Source organism: Aeoliella sp., from assembly GCF_965227375.1.
Taxonomy (GTDB): domain Bacteria; phylum Planctomycetota; class Planctomycetia; order Pirellulales; family Lacipirellulaceae; genus Aeoliella.
The window spans coordinates 4652315-4668575 of the sequence record NZ_CBDDFX010000002.1 but is presented as its reverse complement, the minus strand read 5'-3'; the positions used below and the strand labels follow the sequence as shown (position 1 = coordinate 4668575).

At 62.2% G+C, this 16261-nt stretch carries 11 protein-coding genes; 4 read left to right on the top strand and 7 right to left on the bottom strand.

Annotated features, from left to right (window positions below; all coding sequences use genetic code 11):
• Positions 1-156 precede the first annotated feature (156 nt).
• The 3 genes from hemC to ACQK2L_RS31195 form a co-directional block, all read right to left on the bottom strand.
• Positions 157-1074, bottom strand: a complete 918-nt coding sequence (hemC, locus tag ACQK2L_RS31205; protein WP_425400972.1) for a hydroxymethylbilane synthase — start codon at positions 1072-1074, stop codon at positions 157-159.
• A 7-nt stretch (positions 1075-1081) separates the two neighbouring features.
• On the bottom strand, positions 1082-2044 hold the full coding sequence (locus ACQK2L_RS31200) for a DUF502 domain-containing protein (RefSeq protein WP_425400971.1): 963 nt from the start codon (positions 2042-2044) through the stop codon (positions 1082-1084).
• A 139-nt stretch (positions 2045-2183) separates the two neighbouring features.
• Positions 2184-2948 carry a ComF family protein gene (locus tag ACQK2L_RS31195; protein WP_425400970.1) on the bottom strand — a complete coding sequence of 255 codons (765 nt, stop codon included), beginning with the start codon at positions 2946-2948 and terminating at the stop codon, positions 2184-2186.
• Positions 2949-3094: 146 nt separating this feature from the next.
• On the opposite strand from ACQK2L_RS31195, the gene ACQK2L_RS31190 reads away from it, so the two are divergent.
• The 3 genes from ACQK2L_RS31190 to ACQK2L_RS31180 all read left to right on the top strand — a co-directional run bounded on the left by ACQK2L_RS31190 (position 3095) and on the right by ACQK2L_RS31180 (position 6699).
• On the top strand, positions 3095-4234 hold the full coding sequence (locus tag ACQK2L_RS31190) for an LptF/LptG family permease (RefSeq protein WP_425400969.1): 1140 nt from the start codon (positions 3095-3097) through the stop codon (positions 4232-4234).
• A 117-nt stretch (positions 4235-4351) separates the two neighbouring features.
• Positions 4352-5548, top strand: a complete 1197-nt coding sequence (locus ACQK2L_RS31185) for a M20 metallopeptidase family protein (RefSeq protein WP_425400968.1) — start codon at positions 4352-4354, stop codon at positions 5546-5548.
• Between the two features lie 29 nt (positions 5549-5577).
• On the top strand, positions 5578-6699 hold the full coding sequence (locus tag ACQK2L_RS31180) for a carboxylate-amine ligase (RefSeq protein ID WP_425400967.1): 1122 nt from the start codon (positions 5578-5580) through the stop codon (positions 6697-6699).
• Positions 6700-6908: 209 nt separating this feature from the next.
• Here ACQK2L_RS31180 and ACQK2L_RS31175 read toward each other — a convergent pair whose 3' ends face one another.
• From ACQK2L_RS31175 to ACQK2L_RS31160, 4 genes are all read right to left on the bottom strand, one after another.
• Positions 6909-8558, bottom strand: a complete 1650-nt coding sequence (locus ACQK2L_RS31175; protein ID WP_425400966.1) for a hypothetical protein — start codon at positions 8556-8558, stop codon at positions 6909-6911.
• A 125-nt stretch (positions 8559-8683) separates the two neighbouring features.
• The gene (locus ACQK2L_RS31170) at positions 8684-9985 is read right to left on the bottom strand and encodes a DUF1501 domain-containing protein (RefSeq protein ID WP_425400965.1); all 1302 of its coding nucleotides are present in this window, start codon (positions 9983-9985) and stop codon (positions 8684-8686) included.
• Positions 9986-10015: 30 nt separating this feature from the next.
• Positions 10016-11557, bottom strand: coding sequence for a DUF1549 domain-containing protein (locus tag ACQK2L_RS31165; protein ID WP_425400964.1), 1542 nt, complete (start codon positions 11555-11557; stop codon positions 10016-10018).
• A gap of 142 nt (positions 11558-11699) precedes the next feature.
• Complete coding sequence (locus ACQK2L_RS31160) at positions 11700-12422, bottom strand: hypothetical protein (RefSeq protein ID WP_425400963.1); 723 nt, start codon at positions 12420-12422, stop codon at positions 11700-11702.
• Positions 12423-12798: 376 nt separating this feature from the next.
• Here ACQK2L_RS31160 and ACQK2L_RS31155 point away from each other — a divergent pair, with 376 nt between their 5' ends.
• Positions 12799-15960, top strand: coding sequence for a glycoside hydrolase family 2 TIM barrel-domain containing protein (locus ACQK2L_RS31155; RefSeq protein WP_425400962.1), 3162 nt, complete (start codon positions 12799-12801; stop codon positions 15958-15960).
• Positions 15961-16261 lie beyond the last annotated feature (301 nt).

The following is a 16261-nucleotide window of genomic DNA, read 5'->3' as shown; positions in this document are numbered from 1 at the left end:
TGAGAAGGAAATCAAAGAAGCCGGTAATCAGCCGCCACAGATGAACGGCAATTCTTGGTTTTTTCTGCAGATTCTCTTCGACGCCAGCCGTCCCCACGCGGGGGGTGAGTGCAGTATCGGTTCGACCCGCAGCAGAAATTGTGGCCAGACACCCTGCTACCGACGCTCCTGTACCAATCGCCGTGCGCCAAGAGACAATAGCTCTTCCCCCACCCGTTTTCCGATGGCTACCGCATCGTCCACCGCTCCCGACTGCTCAGCCGCGAGGCACTCCGTGCCGTCCGAGCTAAGGATGCGCGCGACCAAACTCAACTCACCTTTCTCAACCGTCGCGTGCGCGCCGATCGCGGCCAGGCAGCCGCCTTCGACGTAGGCGAGCATCGTTCGCTCGGCGATTACCGCGGCGCGGGCGGTGGGGTCGTTTAGTGGAGCAAGACGCGCGAGTGTTTCGGTGTCGTCGGCGCGGCATTCGATGCCCAGAGCGCCTTGGCCGGGCGCGGGGAGCATTTGGTCGAACGGGATCTGCTGGGCGATCCGCTCTTGGAGGCCCAACCGCGTCAGACCAGCGGCGGCCAGGACCAGGGCGTCGTAGTCGCCGGCGTCGAGTTTTCGCAGCCGCGTGTCGACGTTGCCGCGGACGTCGAGCAGTTGCAAGTCGGGACGGATTCGCAACAGCTGCGAGCGCCGCCGTAGGCTGCCAGTTCCCACTCGTGCGCCCTGAGGCAATTCGTCGATCGAACGGGCGATGCCGGACACCAGTGCATCGGCCACCACTTCGCGCTCGGGCACGGCGGCCAGCGTGAGTTTCTCGACCGGCGTGGTCGGCAGGTCTTTCAAGCTGTGCACCGCGAGATCGACTTGGTCAGCAAGTAGCGCGCGTTGGATCTCCTTGGTGAACAGGCCGACCGTGCCGATCGCGCCCAGGTCGTGCGACTGGTTGGCGTCGCCGGTAGTGGTAATCTCGACGATCTCGACTTGGTGGCCGAGTTGCGTGAGCCGCGCGGCGGTCCAGTCGGCTTGCCAGCGGGCCAGCTTGCTGCCTCGGGTGCCTAGTCGCAGCACTCGCTCTGCCACGTGTTCCTCACTCCGTGTGCTGGGGGGTGTTCGGGCCGGCCGGCGGATGCGCCGAGTCGGGCAGGATCAGTCGGTCGCGCTCTTCGACGTCGGTCGCTACTTGCCCTGGCGGTACCACCACGCCGCAACTGACGATGAACTGGATCGCTTGATCCATGGTAATGTTCAAGTCGATGGTCTCGCTCTTACGAACCGTCATGGTAAACCCGGTGAACGGCATCGGCGAGGTGGGCACCAGCACGCTGAGCACCGGCTCGTTGGCAGCCGCGCGAATGTCGAGCATGCTCTCGCCGGTCACCATGGCCAGCGTCCAGATGCCGCGGCGGGGATACTCGATGGCCACCACGCGGGTGGCTTTGATCGTGGTGTCGGAGAACATGAAGTCGGTCACCTGCTTGACCGACGAGTAAACCTTACTCACCAGCGGCAGCCGCGTGATGAGGCGCTCCAGCTGCCCCCACATGAACCTGCCCACGCCGGCAGCGAGGAACTTGCCAAGCAGGTACAACACCAGGATCAACACGCACACGAACACCGGGACGACGAACCAGCGATTGAGGTACTCCTGGTCGATGTACCTCTCGTAGATCTCGTCGGCATCGAGGCGGTCGATTAAACGGCCGTCTGACCTGCGTACCACCTGATATACATCAAGAGGGATATACAAGCCGTCTCGAGTCTGCTGGTAAGGCTTGGTGTCGATCAGGTAGTAGTCGACCTTGCCATCGTCGATGGGCGTAGCGTCGGCCGAAGGGGGCTGGATGTCCGTGGCGTAGGACATCAGCGCCGAGCGAGCGGTCTCCTCCATCGGCTCGAGCATGTACGTGATGACCGTGTTGAATACCCACACGAAGATCACGATCGTCAACAGCGGTGGTAGAAGCACCGCCAGCCCGCGCAGCACCGCACGGCGAAACGGATCGAGTGGCCGTTTCGGCGGTTGCAGGCTGGATTGCATCGGAGCGGCCATGGTCACCACGCAAGGGAGGGGAAGGCTTCAGGACGGGTGCGCGGGGGAGGCTTCTTACCAGATCGTCCAACCCACGCCCCGCCGCAGCACTATTCTCCCGACAAATCGGGCGTTGGCAAGCGCGGACGTCGGTGCGGCGCTAACGATCCGAATAACTGCGCGCCACGGCCACCACAGTCACCTTGGCGGCGCCCGCTATGCGGAGCGCACGGGTCGCCTGCGTAACAGTGGCGCCGGTTGTGAGGATGTCGTCCACTAAAAGCACGTGCGCCGATTGTAACTTGTGTCCCGCCGCGACGCGGAACGCCCCGCGAACATTCGCCTGCCGGTCGGTAGGGGACAGTTGGAATTGCGGCACCGTATACCGGCGTCGCACCAACAGCCCGCTGGCGAGCGGAACGCCCAACTGCTGGGCGATCACACTGGCCATGGTCGAAGGCGAGTTGGTCATCCGACGAAGCCGCCGCCGCCAGTGCATCGGCACCGGGCAGACGACATCCAACTCCGCCGCGCGCAGCGCTTCGCCGTGCCGCTCGAGCAAGCGATGCGCCAGCGCCACAGCCACTTGCTCGCCGGTCGGCTTCTTGGCGCGGAGCAACTGCTCGCGAAGCAAACCATCGTACGGCGCGAGCGTCACCGCCCGGTCGTAGCGCGTCTTCTCACCTCCGCAATGGCCGCATGTCTTACCCTCTTCGATCGGATGAGGTACCGCCGCGCCGCAGCCCGGGCAGTAGGGCGGAAAGAACTCTTGAAACTCTTCCAGGCAGGTCCAGCAAAACGCCGCACAGGTCGCTTCCGGGATCGCCTCCCCACACACTACGCACGCTGGCGGGAACAACAGCTCCAACAACCGCGCACGACACGTCGCGGCAAAACGGGGCAGGGAAAAAGGCGATCGAGTCATACCATGGAGGCCAGTTTGCGAGGTGCTAGCATTGTAGTTCCACTTGCGCCTTGGGTGCAGGAGTTTTTGCACCCAATCTTGACTCGGCGTGCATGCATCCACTACTGTCCGGCGTCTTTGCCCCCCGCCTGTGAGCCGTGTGAGCCATGCTGCGAATCGTCGATCGATACTTGTTGTGGCAGTTCGTGCAGATCTTTTTGATCTGTTACATCAGCCTCACGGGGCTGTTCGTGGTGATCGATGCGTTTCAGAACCTCGACGACTTCAGCCGGGTCGCCAAGGAGATGAACCAGTCGTACGCCCACGTAATGCTCGAGTATTACGGGTACAAGTCGATCTACTTCTTCGAGATCATTAGCGGTGTGCTGCCGTTGGTGGCGGCCATGTTCACCATCACCTGGATTGAACGCTACAACGAAATGACCGCCCTGATGGCGGCCGGCGTGTCGCGGTTGCGCGTGCTGCGGCCGGTGATCGTTGCGGCGGTGATCGTCTGCTTGATGGCCGCGGCGAATCGCGAAGTCGTGCTGCCACAGATTCGTGAGAAATTGGCCTCAGACGCCAAGAACTTGGGCAGTAACCGCGCCCAGGAGGTTGCGTCGCGACAGGACACGCAGACCGGCATTCGCATCGACGCCGAAGAAGCAGTGTCGGCTACGCAAACACTCTCTGGCGTGAGCTTGATTCTGCCCTCCAAGCTTTCGAAGTACGGCAAGCTGGTGTACGCCAGCGAGGCTACGTACCAACCGGCCGACGGAGCCAAACCCAGCGGCTACCTGCTCAAAGGCGTCGTGACGCCCAAGCACCTTAGCCAGCGCCCTTCGCTGCTGCAGGACGATCAGCCAGTGCTGGTCATGCCCTGCGACGCAGGCTGGCTGAAGGAAGATGAGGTGTTCCTGGTGAGCAACGTCGACTTCGAACGACTGCTGGCCGGCACCGCGTGGCGACAACACGCTTCCACGTTGGAACTAATCGACGAACTGCAAAGCCCGAGCGTCGATCTGGGTAACGACTTGCGCGTCGAAGTGCACTCACGACTGGTGAAGCCGATGTTAGATTGCACGCTGTTGTTCCTCGGGCTGCCATTGGTGGTCACGCGCGGCAACCGCAATCTCTACCTCGCGGTCGGTTTGGCGGCGCTGGTGGTAGCGGCCTACTTTGCCGTAACGATTGGCTGCCAGTCGCTCGGCAACTCGGGCTGGATCCGCCCGACACTGGCCGCGTGGCTACCTCTGATCATCTTCTGCCCCATCGCGGTGTACCTGGCCGATTCGCTCCGTCGATGAGCGACGTATCGCCTGTAGCACCTAGCGCAAATAACGTGGTAGGCTATAGGTAGTGGCCAAGTGGCGAGTGGCAAGTAACCATTCGCGTGCGGCCACTCGACACCTGTCACTAGCTTCATGTCCGACTGGCAACAAAACCTCTGGGATGCCGTGGATCGTCGTGCCGACGAGTTGGTGGAGGTGCGCCGTCACTTGCATCAGTATCCCGAGCCGAGTAACGAGGAATACGCCACGAGCGAGTTCCTGCAGATGCGACTAGCCGAGCACGGGATCACTTCAGTCGTGCCACGGCATCGGCGGGGTGTGATTGCCGATAGCGAGGACCAATCCGCGCCGCGCCGCATCGGTGTGCGGGGCGACATCGATGCGCTGGTGCTCAAGGACCAAAAACAGGTCGACTATCGCAGCCGTAACGAAGGCGTAATGCACGGCTGCGGCCACGATGCTCACGCCACCTGCGTGTACGGAGCGATCATCGCTTTGGCCGAGTTGGCCAAGGCCGGAGAGTTGCCTTGCCCGGTAACCTGGCGGGCGCTATTCCAACCGGCCGAAGAGACCGCCACCGGCGCAAGCGAGATGGTCTCCGCTGGCGTGATTGACCAGGTCGATAGCATCTTCTCGCTGCACGTCGACCCCACCCGTGCAGTGGGCACCGTGGGCGTGCGGAGCGGAACCTTCACCGCGCATTGCGATGCGATGCGAATCGTGGTTGAAGGCCTCGCGAGTCACGCAGCGCGGCCCCATCTGGCCAAAGACACCATCGCGGCAACGGCCCAATTCATCACCGCGCTATATCAACTGGTGCCGCGCGGCATCGATGGGCAGGACTCTGCCGTGGTGGCGATCACGCAAATCGAAGGGGGCACCACCTCCAACGTGATTCCCGACCGGGTGACCATGTCGGGCATGATCCGCGCGCTGGGGCGCGATGTGCGCAACCACGTCGTGGGACACGTCGCCCACGTGGCCGAGTCGGTCGGGCAGCTCACCGGCACCAAGATCCACGTCGACTTTGGCGTGCACATTCCTGGCGTTGAGAACGACCAGCGACTCACCAACCTGGTGGCCAACATCGCCGGCAGCTTATTGGGCACCGACCGCGTCAACTGGATGGACCGCCCCAGCATGGGAGGCGAGGACTTTGCGTTCTTCCAGGAGAAGATTCCCGGCGTGATGTTCCGCCTGGGCTCGTCGCGCGACAACACGCCCGCCAGCGGCCTGCACACACCGCTGTTCGACATCGACGAGCGTTGCCTGGCGATTGGTGCTAAGATACTGGCCACCGCCGTGGTGGAAACTTGTCTCGATAGTTGACCCGCACCCACTGACGGGAACTTCTTCGCATGGGAAAAATTGAATTCACGTCCAACGATCATCCCACGGTCGGCATCGAAATCGAGCTGGGCCTGGTCGACGCCGAGACGATGGCGCTCACCAGTGCGTACGACCGGGTGTCGGCCGCGCTCGACGATTCGGTCGGCGGCGTGAAGCACGAACTGATGCAGTGCGTGCTGGAGATCAACACCGGCGTCTGCGAGACAATCGACGTCGCCAAGGCCGACTTGGAGCGGAAGATCCGCGCCGTGGAGGCCGCGTGCGACGCATCTGGCGTGCGGCTGTGGTGGGGCGCGAGCCATCCGTTCTCGCTCTGCTTGGACCAGCAGGTGACCAAGAACGATCGGTACCAGGGGCTCGTCGAGTTGCTGCAGGAAATGGCCCGGCGGCTCATCACGTTCGGCATGCACGTGCACGTGGGCGTCGACTCGGGCGACAAAGCCGTGATGATCTGCGACCGCCTGATGCGTCACCTGCCGACCTTGCTGGCGATGAGCACTAGCAGTCCCTTCTGGGAAGGGCGCAAGACCGGGCTGCAATCGTATCGCTCGAAGGTGATGGAAGGCTTGCCGACTGCGGGCTTGCCGACGCTGATGCGTAACTGGAGCGAGTACGTCTGGCTGGTGAATCACATGGTCGACACCGGCTTCATTCACACCATCCGCGAAATCTGGTGGGACGTCCGCCCGCATCACAACTTCGGCACGGTGGAAGTGCGCGTATGCGACATGCCGGGCAACCTGGAGCACGCCCTGGCGCTAGCCGCGATGACGCAAAGCTTGGTGCAATCGCTCTCCGACGAAATCGACCACGGCACCTACCAGCACGACTGCCACCCCATGATGGTCCGCCAAAACAAATGGCGCGCCGCGCGCTACGGCATCGAAGCCGAGTTGGTCGACTCGTACACCTACCTGCCCCGCCCCGTGTCGACGGCCGTGAAGCAAATGACCAACGTCCTGATGCCCATCGCCCGCCGCCTGCAATGCGACCACTGGCTCGCTAAGTGCGAACAACTAGCCCGCGGCCACAGCTTCTCCGCCAAGCAACTGGCGATCTACGAAGAAACCGGCGACCTGGTGGAAGTGGTGCGGCGGTTGACCGATGAGTCGCGGATTTCAGAGAAGTAGACTCAAGTCGCACCGCAAGAACGTAGGGTGGGTGGTTCTGCCGGATTGGTCGTTCGCCGTGCCAACAGGCTATCCACCGGCAGGTTCACCCACCGAAGCGTAGATGGTGGGTGAACCTGTCGGCGGTCGCAACAACCCACACGCTGTAGGTTCAATCGCCGACAGAACCACCCACCCTACGTGCTATGTGGCACCCAAAGCAATTTGGTTCATTCCACCTTCCGCGCCTCTTCCGCATCCATAAACCCATCCCCATTCAAATCCAACTGTTCGAACGCCTCGGGTGGGCCGAGGAATTCGCGGCGGCTGAGGTCGCCGTCGTTGTTGAAGTCGGCCGCGATGAACCACCGCGGAGCGTCGACCTTGCTGCCGCTGGTGGCCGGTGACTCGGGGACGTAGAAGTTGCGGTTCGAGGGATTCTCGCCGCGCAACAGGGCCACGATCCGTGCTTGCGGCAGTTCGGCGGCCGACAGGAGTCCGTCGCCATCCAAGTCGCACGCAGCGAGTCGCTCGCTTGCGATGGTGACTTCTCGCTCGCCGAGCCGGCCGTCGGAGTTGGTGTCGAGCGACTGGTACAGCACATCGCACTCGTCGTGCACCATCATCTGTGTTTGAATGCTCTGCACGTTATTGTTGGGATTCGCCGGGCCAGCCAGGTCGTGCACCGACAGTACCAACCGGCAGTCGCCCAGCTCCACCACGGCTCGTGAGTCGGATGGCCGCGCGGCCAAACGCAACGACTCGACTCGATCAGTGACTTCAAGTTGTTCGATCACCGCCGGTTTGCCTCCGGCGAACTTGACGATCACCCGCACGTGAGGCTCGATCGAAGCCAGCCGCGCAAGATCCGCATCGCCCAGACTTCCGTCGCCGTCGTCGAGTTCGGCGAACAGCCCGGGCATTTCGCGGAAGCATTGGTCGGCGAGCGACTGCTGCTGGGCGTACATGTCGGCCAGCAGGTAACCCAAACGACCCATGTCGAACGAGCCCCCCAAGTGTAGCGCCGCATGTCGCTTTACCACGCGGTTCAGTACGCGTCGATTAGGCTGGGCCGAAAGCTGCTTCTCCAGCGGTGCGAGTTCCGCATCCACCAGCGTCCGATCGTCATCCGCATCAAATGCCCACAGTCGCTCGGCCACGCTTGCCATCTCGTCGGGCGAGAGCCCGCCGCTGGCATCGGCGTCCAAGAGTTCCCACAACCGCGATTCGCTCGCGCCGCGAGTTTGAGTGCTCCGCACCGTAAGCGGCGCAACGCTTCGCCCCGCGTCGCGACCCAGCCACGAGGCCATTTCGCCCCGCTGGATGCGATGGTCGCCATTGCGATCGTACTGCTTCTCCCAGTCGTCCAACTGCTTTCGCGTGGGCGGCGGGCCAGGCACGGCGGTGGCAAAGTACTCGGTATTCCCCCGCCACTCGCGCCAAGTGCGCCGCTTGTCGCCATTGGTGTCGCCAGCGTTGTAGGCTTCTTCAATCAGCTCCTCGACGCCTTCGTTGTGAGGGCGACCGTCGATCGTGATCCACAGATCGGCCACCAGTGGCCCACCCGGCGTGAGGATCACCACCCGCTCCCGCAGTTTCTCATCGGGCCATACGACCTCAGGCTCGGGCGGCGGCTCGGGTTCCGATGGTTCGAGCTCAGCGGGCTCGGATTCTTCGGGCTCAACGGGCGCCGGCGGGTCGGCGGGCGCGGGTTCCGGTTTTGGCTCGGGAGTTGGTGCTTCTTCCAATTCCGGCTTTGCCTGCGCGATCTTGGGCGCCGAGGTTTGAGTTTGCTCCGCGCGCTTGCAACCGAAGATGGCCGTCACCAGGATCGTGACTACGGCGAGCAGGTGGCGGGTTTGGCAGCGACAAAAAGGCATTGGACAAGAGCGTAGGGTGGGTGGTTCCGTCGGCTCGGGGTGTATGGAAGTATCGAACAGGTTTCCCGCCGAAGTTTCACCCACCGCTCGAATCTATTGGCAATGATTCGCGGGCCATCGCTCATTCACGCCAGGAGTTCGTCGATTGGTGAGCCTTCGGCGATTTTCACCGGGCGGTCCGATGGGGTGACGTTTTCGCATTCGGGTTCGACGCCCACCGCCTGGCAGAGCGTGGCCAGCACGTCGCCGATTTGTACGGGGTTTTCTTCGATCTTCATCCCGTCGGGCGTGGTGCGGCCGTAGGACTGTCCGCCGGCGATACCGCCGCCGGCCAGTACGCAGCTCCACGCGTTGGGGAAGTGGTCGCGGCCGGCGTTGTTGTTGATGATCGGCGTGCGGCCGAACTCGCCCATCCACACGATGGTGGTGCTTTCGAGCAGCCCGCGATCCGAGAGTTCGATCATCAGGCTCGACCAGCCAGCGTCGAGTTCCTCTGACAGCCGCCCGACCTGCTGGAAGTTGTCCTGGTGCGTGTCCCACGCTAGGCCTTGCCCCAGCGCGACTTCGACAAATGGGACGCCGCGTTCCACGAGCCGTCGCGCCAAGAGACATCCCTGGCCGAACAGCCCGCGGCCGTAGCGCTGGCGAACCGCGGCCGGTTCTTCCTTCAGATCAAACGCCTGGCGGACCTCAGGGCGCATCATCTCAGCCGCCTGGCGATAGAGGGCGTGGTGGGCGGCCAGCGCGTTTTGCCGGCGCGATGCCAGGAACTTGCTTTCCAGCGCCTGCCACATCTCCATCCGCCGCGCGGCCTGCCGCTGGTCGACGCCGCGGGCCCATTCGACGTTCTCCAGCCTAAGGTCGGCCATCGCTCCGCCACCGGTAGGCTGGCCGCCGACGATGGCCGGAGCGTACTGCGGGCCGAGGAAACCGGGTCCGAACGCGGCCGGGTTGAGTTGCGACTGCGGCGCGATGCTGACATACGGGGGCAGGATCGTGTCGCCGTGGTTGAGCTGTTTGGAGAGCGAGCAACCCATCGCCGGGTAGGCGACATCGCCCTGCTGCGTGTAGCCGGTGCGGACCACGTACGCGCCGCGGGAGTGATCGCCCTCCTTGGTGGTGAGCGAGCGAATCACCGCCAGTTGATCGGCTTGCTCGGCCAGGCGAGCGAAGTGCTCGCTGAACCTCAGGCCCGGCACGCTGGTGGGGATCTCCTTGATCGGCCCGCCGTTCGCGTGGCCCGGCTTCATGTCGAACGTGTCGGTCTGGCTTGGCCCGCCGTTCATCCACAGCAGAATGCAGTGCCGCCGACGCGCCGGATGGTGCGCAGCCGCGGTTGCTAGCGGAGCGAACCAACTCGCGCAAGTGGTGCCGAGTGCGCCGAGGCCCATGGCCTGCAGCATTTGCCGTCGATTGAAGGGTTGCATGGTTGGCTCCATGGGACTCGCAGCTCATCTCTATCTTCGGAAGGCGAACTCGGTGCTATTCACCAGCGCCCAAAGCAGGTCGCTAAGCGCTCGCATCCGCTCTTCTTCGCCCTCGGTTTCTTGCAGCATGGTCTCGCACGACTCGCGTTCCAGCGAATCCGGCTCGCGGGCCAGGGTTGCCAGGAACAGCGTGGTCACCTGGTCGCCCGACCGCATGTAAGGGGCGGTCAGCGCGGTGAGCAGTCGTCCCTGCTGGTGGTCGGTCAGGCCGGTAGTGGTGGGGCCGTTCATTAGCAGCAAGGCTTGTAGCGTGCCGGCGTGGTACTCCAGTGGGTCTTCCGAGGGGCTTCGCATCCGGCGGACGAACTCGGCCCGCACGGGGTCTTCGGTCAGTTGATCGCCGGTCGGCGAAATGGGCGAACTCTGCATGGTGGGCGAGAGCAACACCACGCTGTCGTAAAACTGCTCGGGCGTGAGCGGCTTGGGCTGCATCACCGCGAAGAACTCAGGCTCGGGCGAGGCGGGATGATCGCTCGCGAGCTGATACGCTTTGGTCGTCGCGAGTACTCGCCACAGGTTGGCCAGGTCGAACTGCGTGGCCACGAAGTAGTCGGCCAGTTCGTCGAGCAGGTCGGCGTGGATGGACGATTGTTGCTCGCGGGGCAGGTCGATATCGGTCACCAGCGGCTGGCCGAACAAGTGCGTCCACGACCAGTTGACCGCCGCGCGGCTGAACAAGCGGTTGTCGCGCTGGGTCATCCAGATGGTCAGCTGCACGCGCCGCGAACGGCGTTCGCTATCTTCCACCTCAGGGCCGCCTAGGAACTTGGGCGGAATCACTTCGTCGGTGTCGGGCAGCATCACTTCGCCGCTGTCGTTGTCGCGCACCTGCAGGTTGGCCCGCATCTGCATGGCGTCCGAACCATCGATCCGCGCAAAGAACGCGGCCAGGCCCCAGAAGTCGCGCTGCTTCCAATCGGCAAACGGATGATCGTGGCACTGCGCGCATTCCAGTTTCACGCCGAGGAACAACTCCGATGTGCTGGCCGCCAGCTTCTCGGGCGCGAACTCGTTGGCGCGGAAGTACAGCGCCGGGCCCAGTTCGTCGCCGCCGGTGGCCAGTAGTCCGCCCACGATATTGTCGTAACGCAGGTTCGACTCGAATCGCTCGCGCAACCACTTCTCGAGCGCCACCGACTCGCGCATGTTCGCTTGCTCCACTTCGGCCGGCACGATGCGGTTCCGCCAGGTGGTGGCCATGTGCGTTGCGTAGCGCGGCGAGCGAAGAAGTCGCTCGACCAGTTCGGTGCGTTTGGTGGGGCTCTCATCGGTCAGGAACTCGCGCACCTGCGACACTCGCGGCACCACGCCCACCAGATCGAGATACACTCGGCGAACAAATTCGCTATCTGAGGAGTCGTGTGCTGGCTCTACTCCAGCGTGCGACCACTCGTCGGCAAGCAGCGCGTCGACGCGGGCGGCCATTTTGTCCGGGTCGGTCGGCGCGTCGGCAACAGCCAGGCTCCCAATGGCAAGAAGCAAGCTGAGGACGATGGCAACCTGTAAACGCATGGCATCTTCCTTGTGTTCCGAGATTGTGTCGCTATCTGTCAGGATACCCGATTCCGCGGTGCGAATTCCACTGAAATCTGGTCGACATTCCTGGCAATTCGGCGTGGCCCTTTGCGCCATGCATGCAAAGGGCGATTTGGCCTTAACGGCTACACAATCTGAGTCGCCGGAAGGCAACTAGTGAAACCAAGCAACCTGCGAGCACCAGCGACGTTGGCTCGGGAACCAGGTTGTGCGGGGAGTGAGACAACCCGACCGGATCCTCAAATTCCATGGTGAGCGTATTAAACGCATCGCCAAAACCACCGCGTGTTCCACTCGTGACGAGACTCGCCCACACGTAAATCAGGTCGTTGGGTTGCAGGCCAGTGGCGGTAAGCGTCGTGCCCACAATGTGTACCTGGTTGTCCGGCGTGATCACTAGTTCCTGCAGGCCGGAACCGTCCACCGACTCGGCAAGCAACTCCAGGTTAGGATTGCCTGGAATAGCTTCTCCCCGCATGGTCGGATAGTGGCTAGTGTAGTAGAAGTCGGAACTTGGATCGTTGTTGCGAAAGATCATCACGTGCGCCACGGCACTGCCATCTTCGTTGAATGTGTCAATCGTCGGTTCAGGGACATCCAGCGCGATACCAGCCAATGCCACGTCGAGGGTGTACTCCGGCTCGGTAACATAAAAGCCCTGCATACCAAAAGCTTCGGCAGAGGCTCGCGAATTGGAGAAGGAGTAGGACTCGGCTCGCAGGACCGGCAATTCAGTTGGGCCAGATAGGCTCGCGAGAGAATTCGTAATACCGTCCGCGTTGTTAATGGACGACTGGCTCATCAAGTGTCCTTCGCCGCCATTTAAATCAAACTCACTCATACTGCCTGAGCCCCCGCAGAAACTAGGGCAGGGTGATATGGTGGACGAGTTGGCCTCAGTCGAGAAAGTCGCAACTTGGGCGAAGGCGGATGAACAAAAGAGTGCTGTGAGACCGGCCGCTACGCTGACAAACGCGCATCTTGGAAGCATTAGTCCACTCCTCTTGTAGAATGAGAAGATTGCCCGTGGTCCAAGATTAGACCTCCACCGCCGAGAAGCGTCAATCATCAAGGTTGGGGGGATGCTATCAATGCCGACCGTTCTGTTGCAGAACGTGGCTCGCCGCAGGTCGGATGCCGATCGGCAGCAACGCTGATTTCTTGGTATACTGGGAGATCTGCTTCGACACGACCTACCCCATGCAAGGATTACTCTCGTGCAACGCCCGATGATTTTCTCATTGTGTATCGCTTCTCTATTGCTTTCGGCTCCAGCTTGGGCGGAACCCGACTGGGAAAACGAGCGGGTGTTCCGTATCAACAAGGAGCAGCCCCGCGCGACCGGTTTCGCCGCCCCAACGGTGGCCGAAGCGTTGAGCAGGGACGCGGCCAGCAACCCCTGGGTACAGACGCTCAACGGCGCGTGGAAGTTCCACTGGTCGCCCGACCCCGACAGCCGTCCGGCGGATTTCTACCAGGAGGAGTTCGACGCTTCGGACTGGGGCGAGATCAAGGTGCCCGGCAACTGGCAGACGCAAGGGCACGGAGTGCCACTGTACACGAACGTGACCTATCCCTTCAAAGTCGACCCGCCCCGCGTGATGGGCGAGCCGCCGCGCGACTACACCAACTACAAGCACCGCAACCCCGTGGGTTCCTACGTTCGAACATTTGAACTGCCCGCCGACTGGGACGGTCGGCCAGTGTTCTTGCAGTTCGATGGTGTCGACTCGGCGTTCTACGTGTGGGTGAATGGCCAGAAGGTTGGCTACAGCCAGGACAGCCGCACGCCGGCGTTGTTCGATATCAGCAAGTACCTGCGCGACGGAGAGAACCGCCTGGCGGTGGAAGTCTACCGCTACTGCGACGGCAGCTACCTGGAAGACCAGGACATGTTCCGCCTGAGTGGTATCTTCCGCAACGTATGGCTCTACACCACCGGCCAAACACACATGCGCGACGTCGCGCTGCACCCGACGCTCGACAAGGAGTACCACCACGGCCAACTGGCCGCCGACGTCGAACTGGTGAACTACGCCCCGGATACTTGGCACGTCGACCTGCATGTCGAATTGCTCGACGATCAGGGACAGGTCATCGGCAAGACCGTCAAGAAGCACCTGGCGGTGGGACGCGATCCGTTTGTGGTTCGCACCGAGACGATCCCCGTCGACAATCCCAAGAAATGGACCGCCGAAACACCCAACCTCTACACGTTGGTGACCAAGCTGGTGGGCATGCAGGGCGAGACGCTTGAGACGAACAGCTATCGCGTCGGCTTCCGCACGGTCGAGATCGACGACGGTCAGCTCAAGGTCAATGGCAAGCCGATCATGGTCAAAGGCGTGAATCGCCACGAACACGATCCCGAAACCGGGCACTACGTTTCCCGCGAGTCGATGCTCGAAGACATCAAGCTGATGAAGCAGCTGAACATCAACACCGTGCGGACGTGCCACTACCCGGACGATCCGTATTGGTACGAATTGTGTGACGAGTATGGCTTGTACGTGATCGACGAAGTGAACACCGAATCGCACGGCATGGGGTACGACGATCGTTCGCTGGCCAAGTTTCCGAGCTGGGGCCCCGCACACTTGGACCGCGCGAAGAACCTTTACGGCCGCGACAAGAATCATCCTTCGGTGATCATCTGGTCGCTCGGCAACGAGGCGGGGAACGGCTCGAACTTCGAGCAGACCTACGCCTACTTCAAACAAATCGATGGCACCCGGCCCGTGCAGTACGAACAAGCGTACGAAGGGCGCGACTCGAATAGCGACATCCTCTGCCCCATGTACGCAGGCATTGGTCGACTGAAACGCTACGGCAGCCACCCGCAAACGCGGCCGCTGATCCAGTGCGAGTACGCCCACGCGATGGGCAACAGCGTTGGCAACTTCCAGGACTACTGGGACACGATCGAAGCCTCGCCCTATCTTCAAGGCGGCTGCATCTGGGACTGGGTCGATCAGGCGTTGTGGAAGGACGCCCCGGACAACGACCGCGGCATTGAGCGATTCTTGGCCTACGGGGGCGACTTCGGCGACAAGCCCAACGATGGCAACTTCTGCTGCAACGGAGTGATCCGCGCCGACCGCACACTGAACCCGCACGCGTGGGAAGTGAAAAAGGTTTACCAGAACATCAAGGTCGAACCGGTGGATCTGGCCAAGGGCATCGTGCGGGTGACGAACAAGCACTCGTTCGCGAACCTCGATGAGTATGAAGTGAAGTGGACGCTGCGCGTCGACGGCAAGGAGAAGGCAAGTGATTCTCTCGGCAGCATTGCAGTCGGCCCGGGCGAGAGCAAAGAGGTGAAGCTCGCGTCGCCGCTCAAGGAGTTCTTGGGTTCGGCCAAGGCCACTGACGGCGAAGTGATGCTCACGATCTCGTTCCACTTGCCCGAAGACACAGCTTGGGCCGACGCGGGGCACATTGTGGCGTGGGATCAACTCGAAGTTAGCACGGATGCCGCGAAGGAAGGGCGGCGCCGAATCGAGAAGGTGGCCAGTAATATCGACGTGGATGAGACGGACAACAAGGTTGTCGTGCAATGGGATGACTCCACGGCGACCATTGATAAGACAACAGGAGCACTTACGTCGCTCAAGTCGAACGACCAAGAATTGCTCGCCGCTCCATTGGCGCCCAACTTCCTCAAGGTGCCAAACGACAACCAGCGGGCGCAGGATATCTATCGCCGAGACTTCCGTGGTTGGCGGAACGCCGCGGAGCATGCCGAGCTCGAAAGCGTGAAGGTGGGCAACATGGGACTCGCTCCCACGGTTACCAGCACTTGGACACTTCCGACCGCGAGCAATTCCCAGCTCACCGCTCTCTACACATTTGCGGGGACCGGGGACGTTGACGTAACGCTCCATCTGGAACCCAAGCAGCGCGACGAGTACCCGCTGCTGCCGCGTTTCGGCATGATGCTGGCCGTGCCGCAGAGCATGGACCAGATTGAGTGGTACGGCCGTGGGCCGCAGGAGACTTACTGGGACCGCAAGACGGGTGGCGAGATCGCTATCTATCAAAGCACCGCCGATGCGATGCCTTACGACTATGTGCGCAGCCAGGACACCGGCAACCGGACCGACGTGCGTTGGTTTACCATCGCCGACAAGTCGGGCAAGGGATTGAAGTTCGAAGCGGGGAAGGAGCCTGTGAGCTTCAGCGTGCTGCCTTACACCTTGGACGACCTGATGCGTGCCAAGCACCCGCACGATTTGCCGCGGCGGGAATTCAACACGGTGTTCATCGACTCGCACCTACACGGCGTGGGCGGCGACAACTCGTGGGGCGCAAAAACGCACCGCCAGTACACCCTGCCGGGCAACCAGTCGCACGAGCTGCACTTCCGGCTCGCGCGCTGAAGTAGACGCATGCCATGGTCCAGGGTGTCATTTCGAAGGGAGTACCACGACCGAGAAATCTAGCTTGAAGCACGCGCAGGCTCCGCACTAGAGGGGCTCTGAGTTCCAGGCTCCTAACCTGTGACCAGGTGCCGTGGCGCGGCTACGCAGATTCCTCAGTCGGCGAGCCTCCTTTCGGAATGACACAAGATGACTCCGGCCGCCTCGGCCGTAGTTACGTGCGTGTTCGCACGCCGTTTGAGCGGACGTGGGTCGCTGTGCGATGAATCGCGCAGAATCTACGCGGCAATCTTCGAGTCCT

Bases quoted from the DNA above. Each gene is read 5' to 3' on its own strand.
- ACQK2L_RS31190 (WP_425400969.1), top strand. From the start codon at position 3,095: ATGCTGCGAATCGTCGATCGATACTTGTTGTGGCAGTTCGTGCAGATC.
- ACQK2L_RS31170 (WP_425400965.1), bottom strand. From the start codon at position 9,985: ATGCAACCCTTCAATCGACGGCAAATGCTGCAGGCCATGGGCCTCGGC.
- ACQK2L_RS31195 (WP_425400970.1), bottom strand. From the start codon at position 2,948: ATGACTCGATCGCCTTTTTCCCTGCCCCGTTTTGCCGCGACGTGTCGT.
- ACQK2L_RS31175 (WP_425400966.1), bottom strand. From the start codon at position 8,558: ATGCCTTTTTGTCGCTGCCAAACCCGCCACCTGCTCGCCGTAGTCACG.
- ACQK2L_RS31165 (WP_425400964.1), bottom strand. From the start codon at position 11,557: ATGCGTTTACAGGTTGCCATCGTCCTCAGCTTGCTTCTTGCCATTGGG.
- ACQK2L_RS31185 (WP_425400968.1), top strand. From the start codon at position 4,352: ATGTCCGACTGGCAACAAAACCTCTGGGATGCCGTGGATCGTCGTGCC.
- ACQK2L_RS31160 (WP_425400963.1), bottom strand. From the start codon at position 12,422: ATGAGTGAGTTTGATTTAAATGGCGGCGAAGGACACTTGATGAGCCAG.
- ACQK2L_RS31200 (WP_425400971.1), bottom strand. From the start codon at position 2,044: ATGGCCGCTCCGATGCAATCCAGCCTGCAACCGCCGAAACGGCCACTC.
- ACQK2L_RS31180 (WP_425400967.1), top strand. From the start codon at position 5,578: ATGGGAAAAATTGAATTCACGTCCAACGATCATCCCACGGTCGGCATC.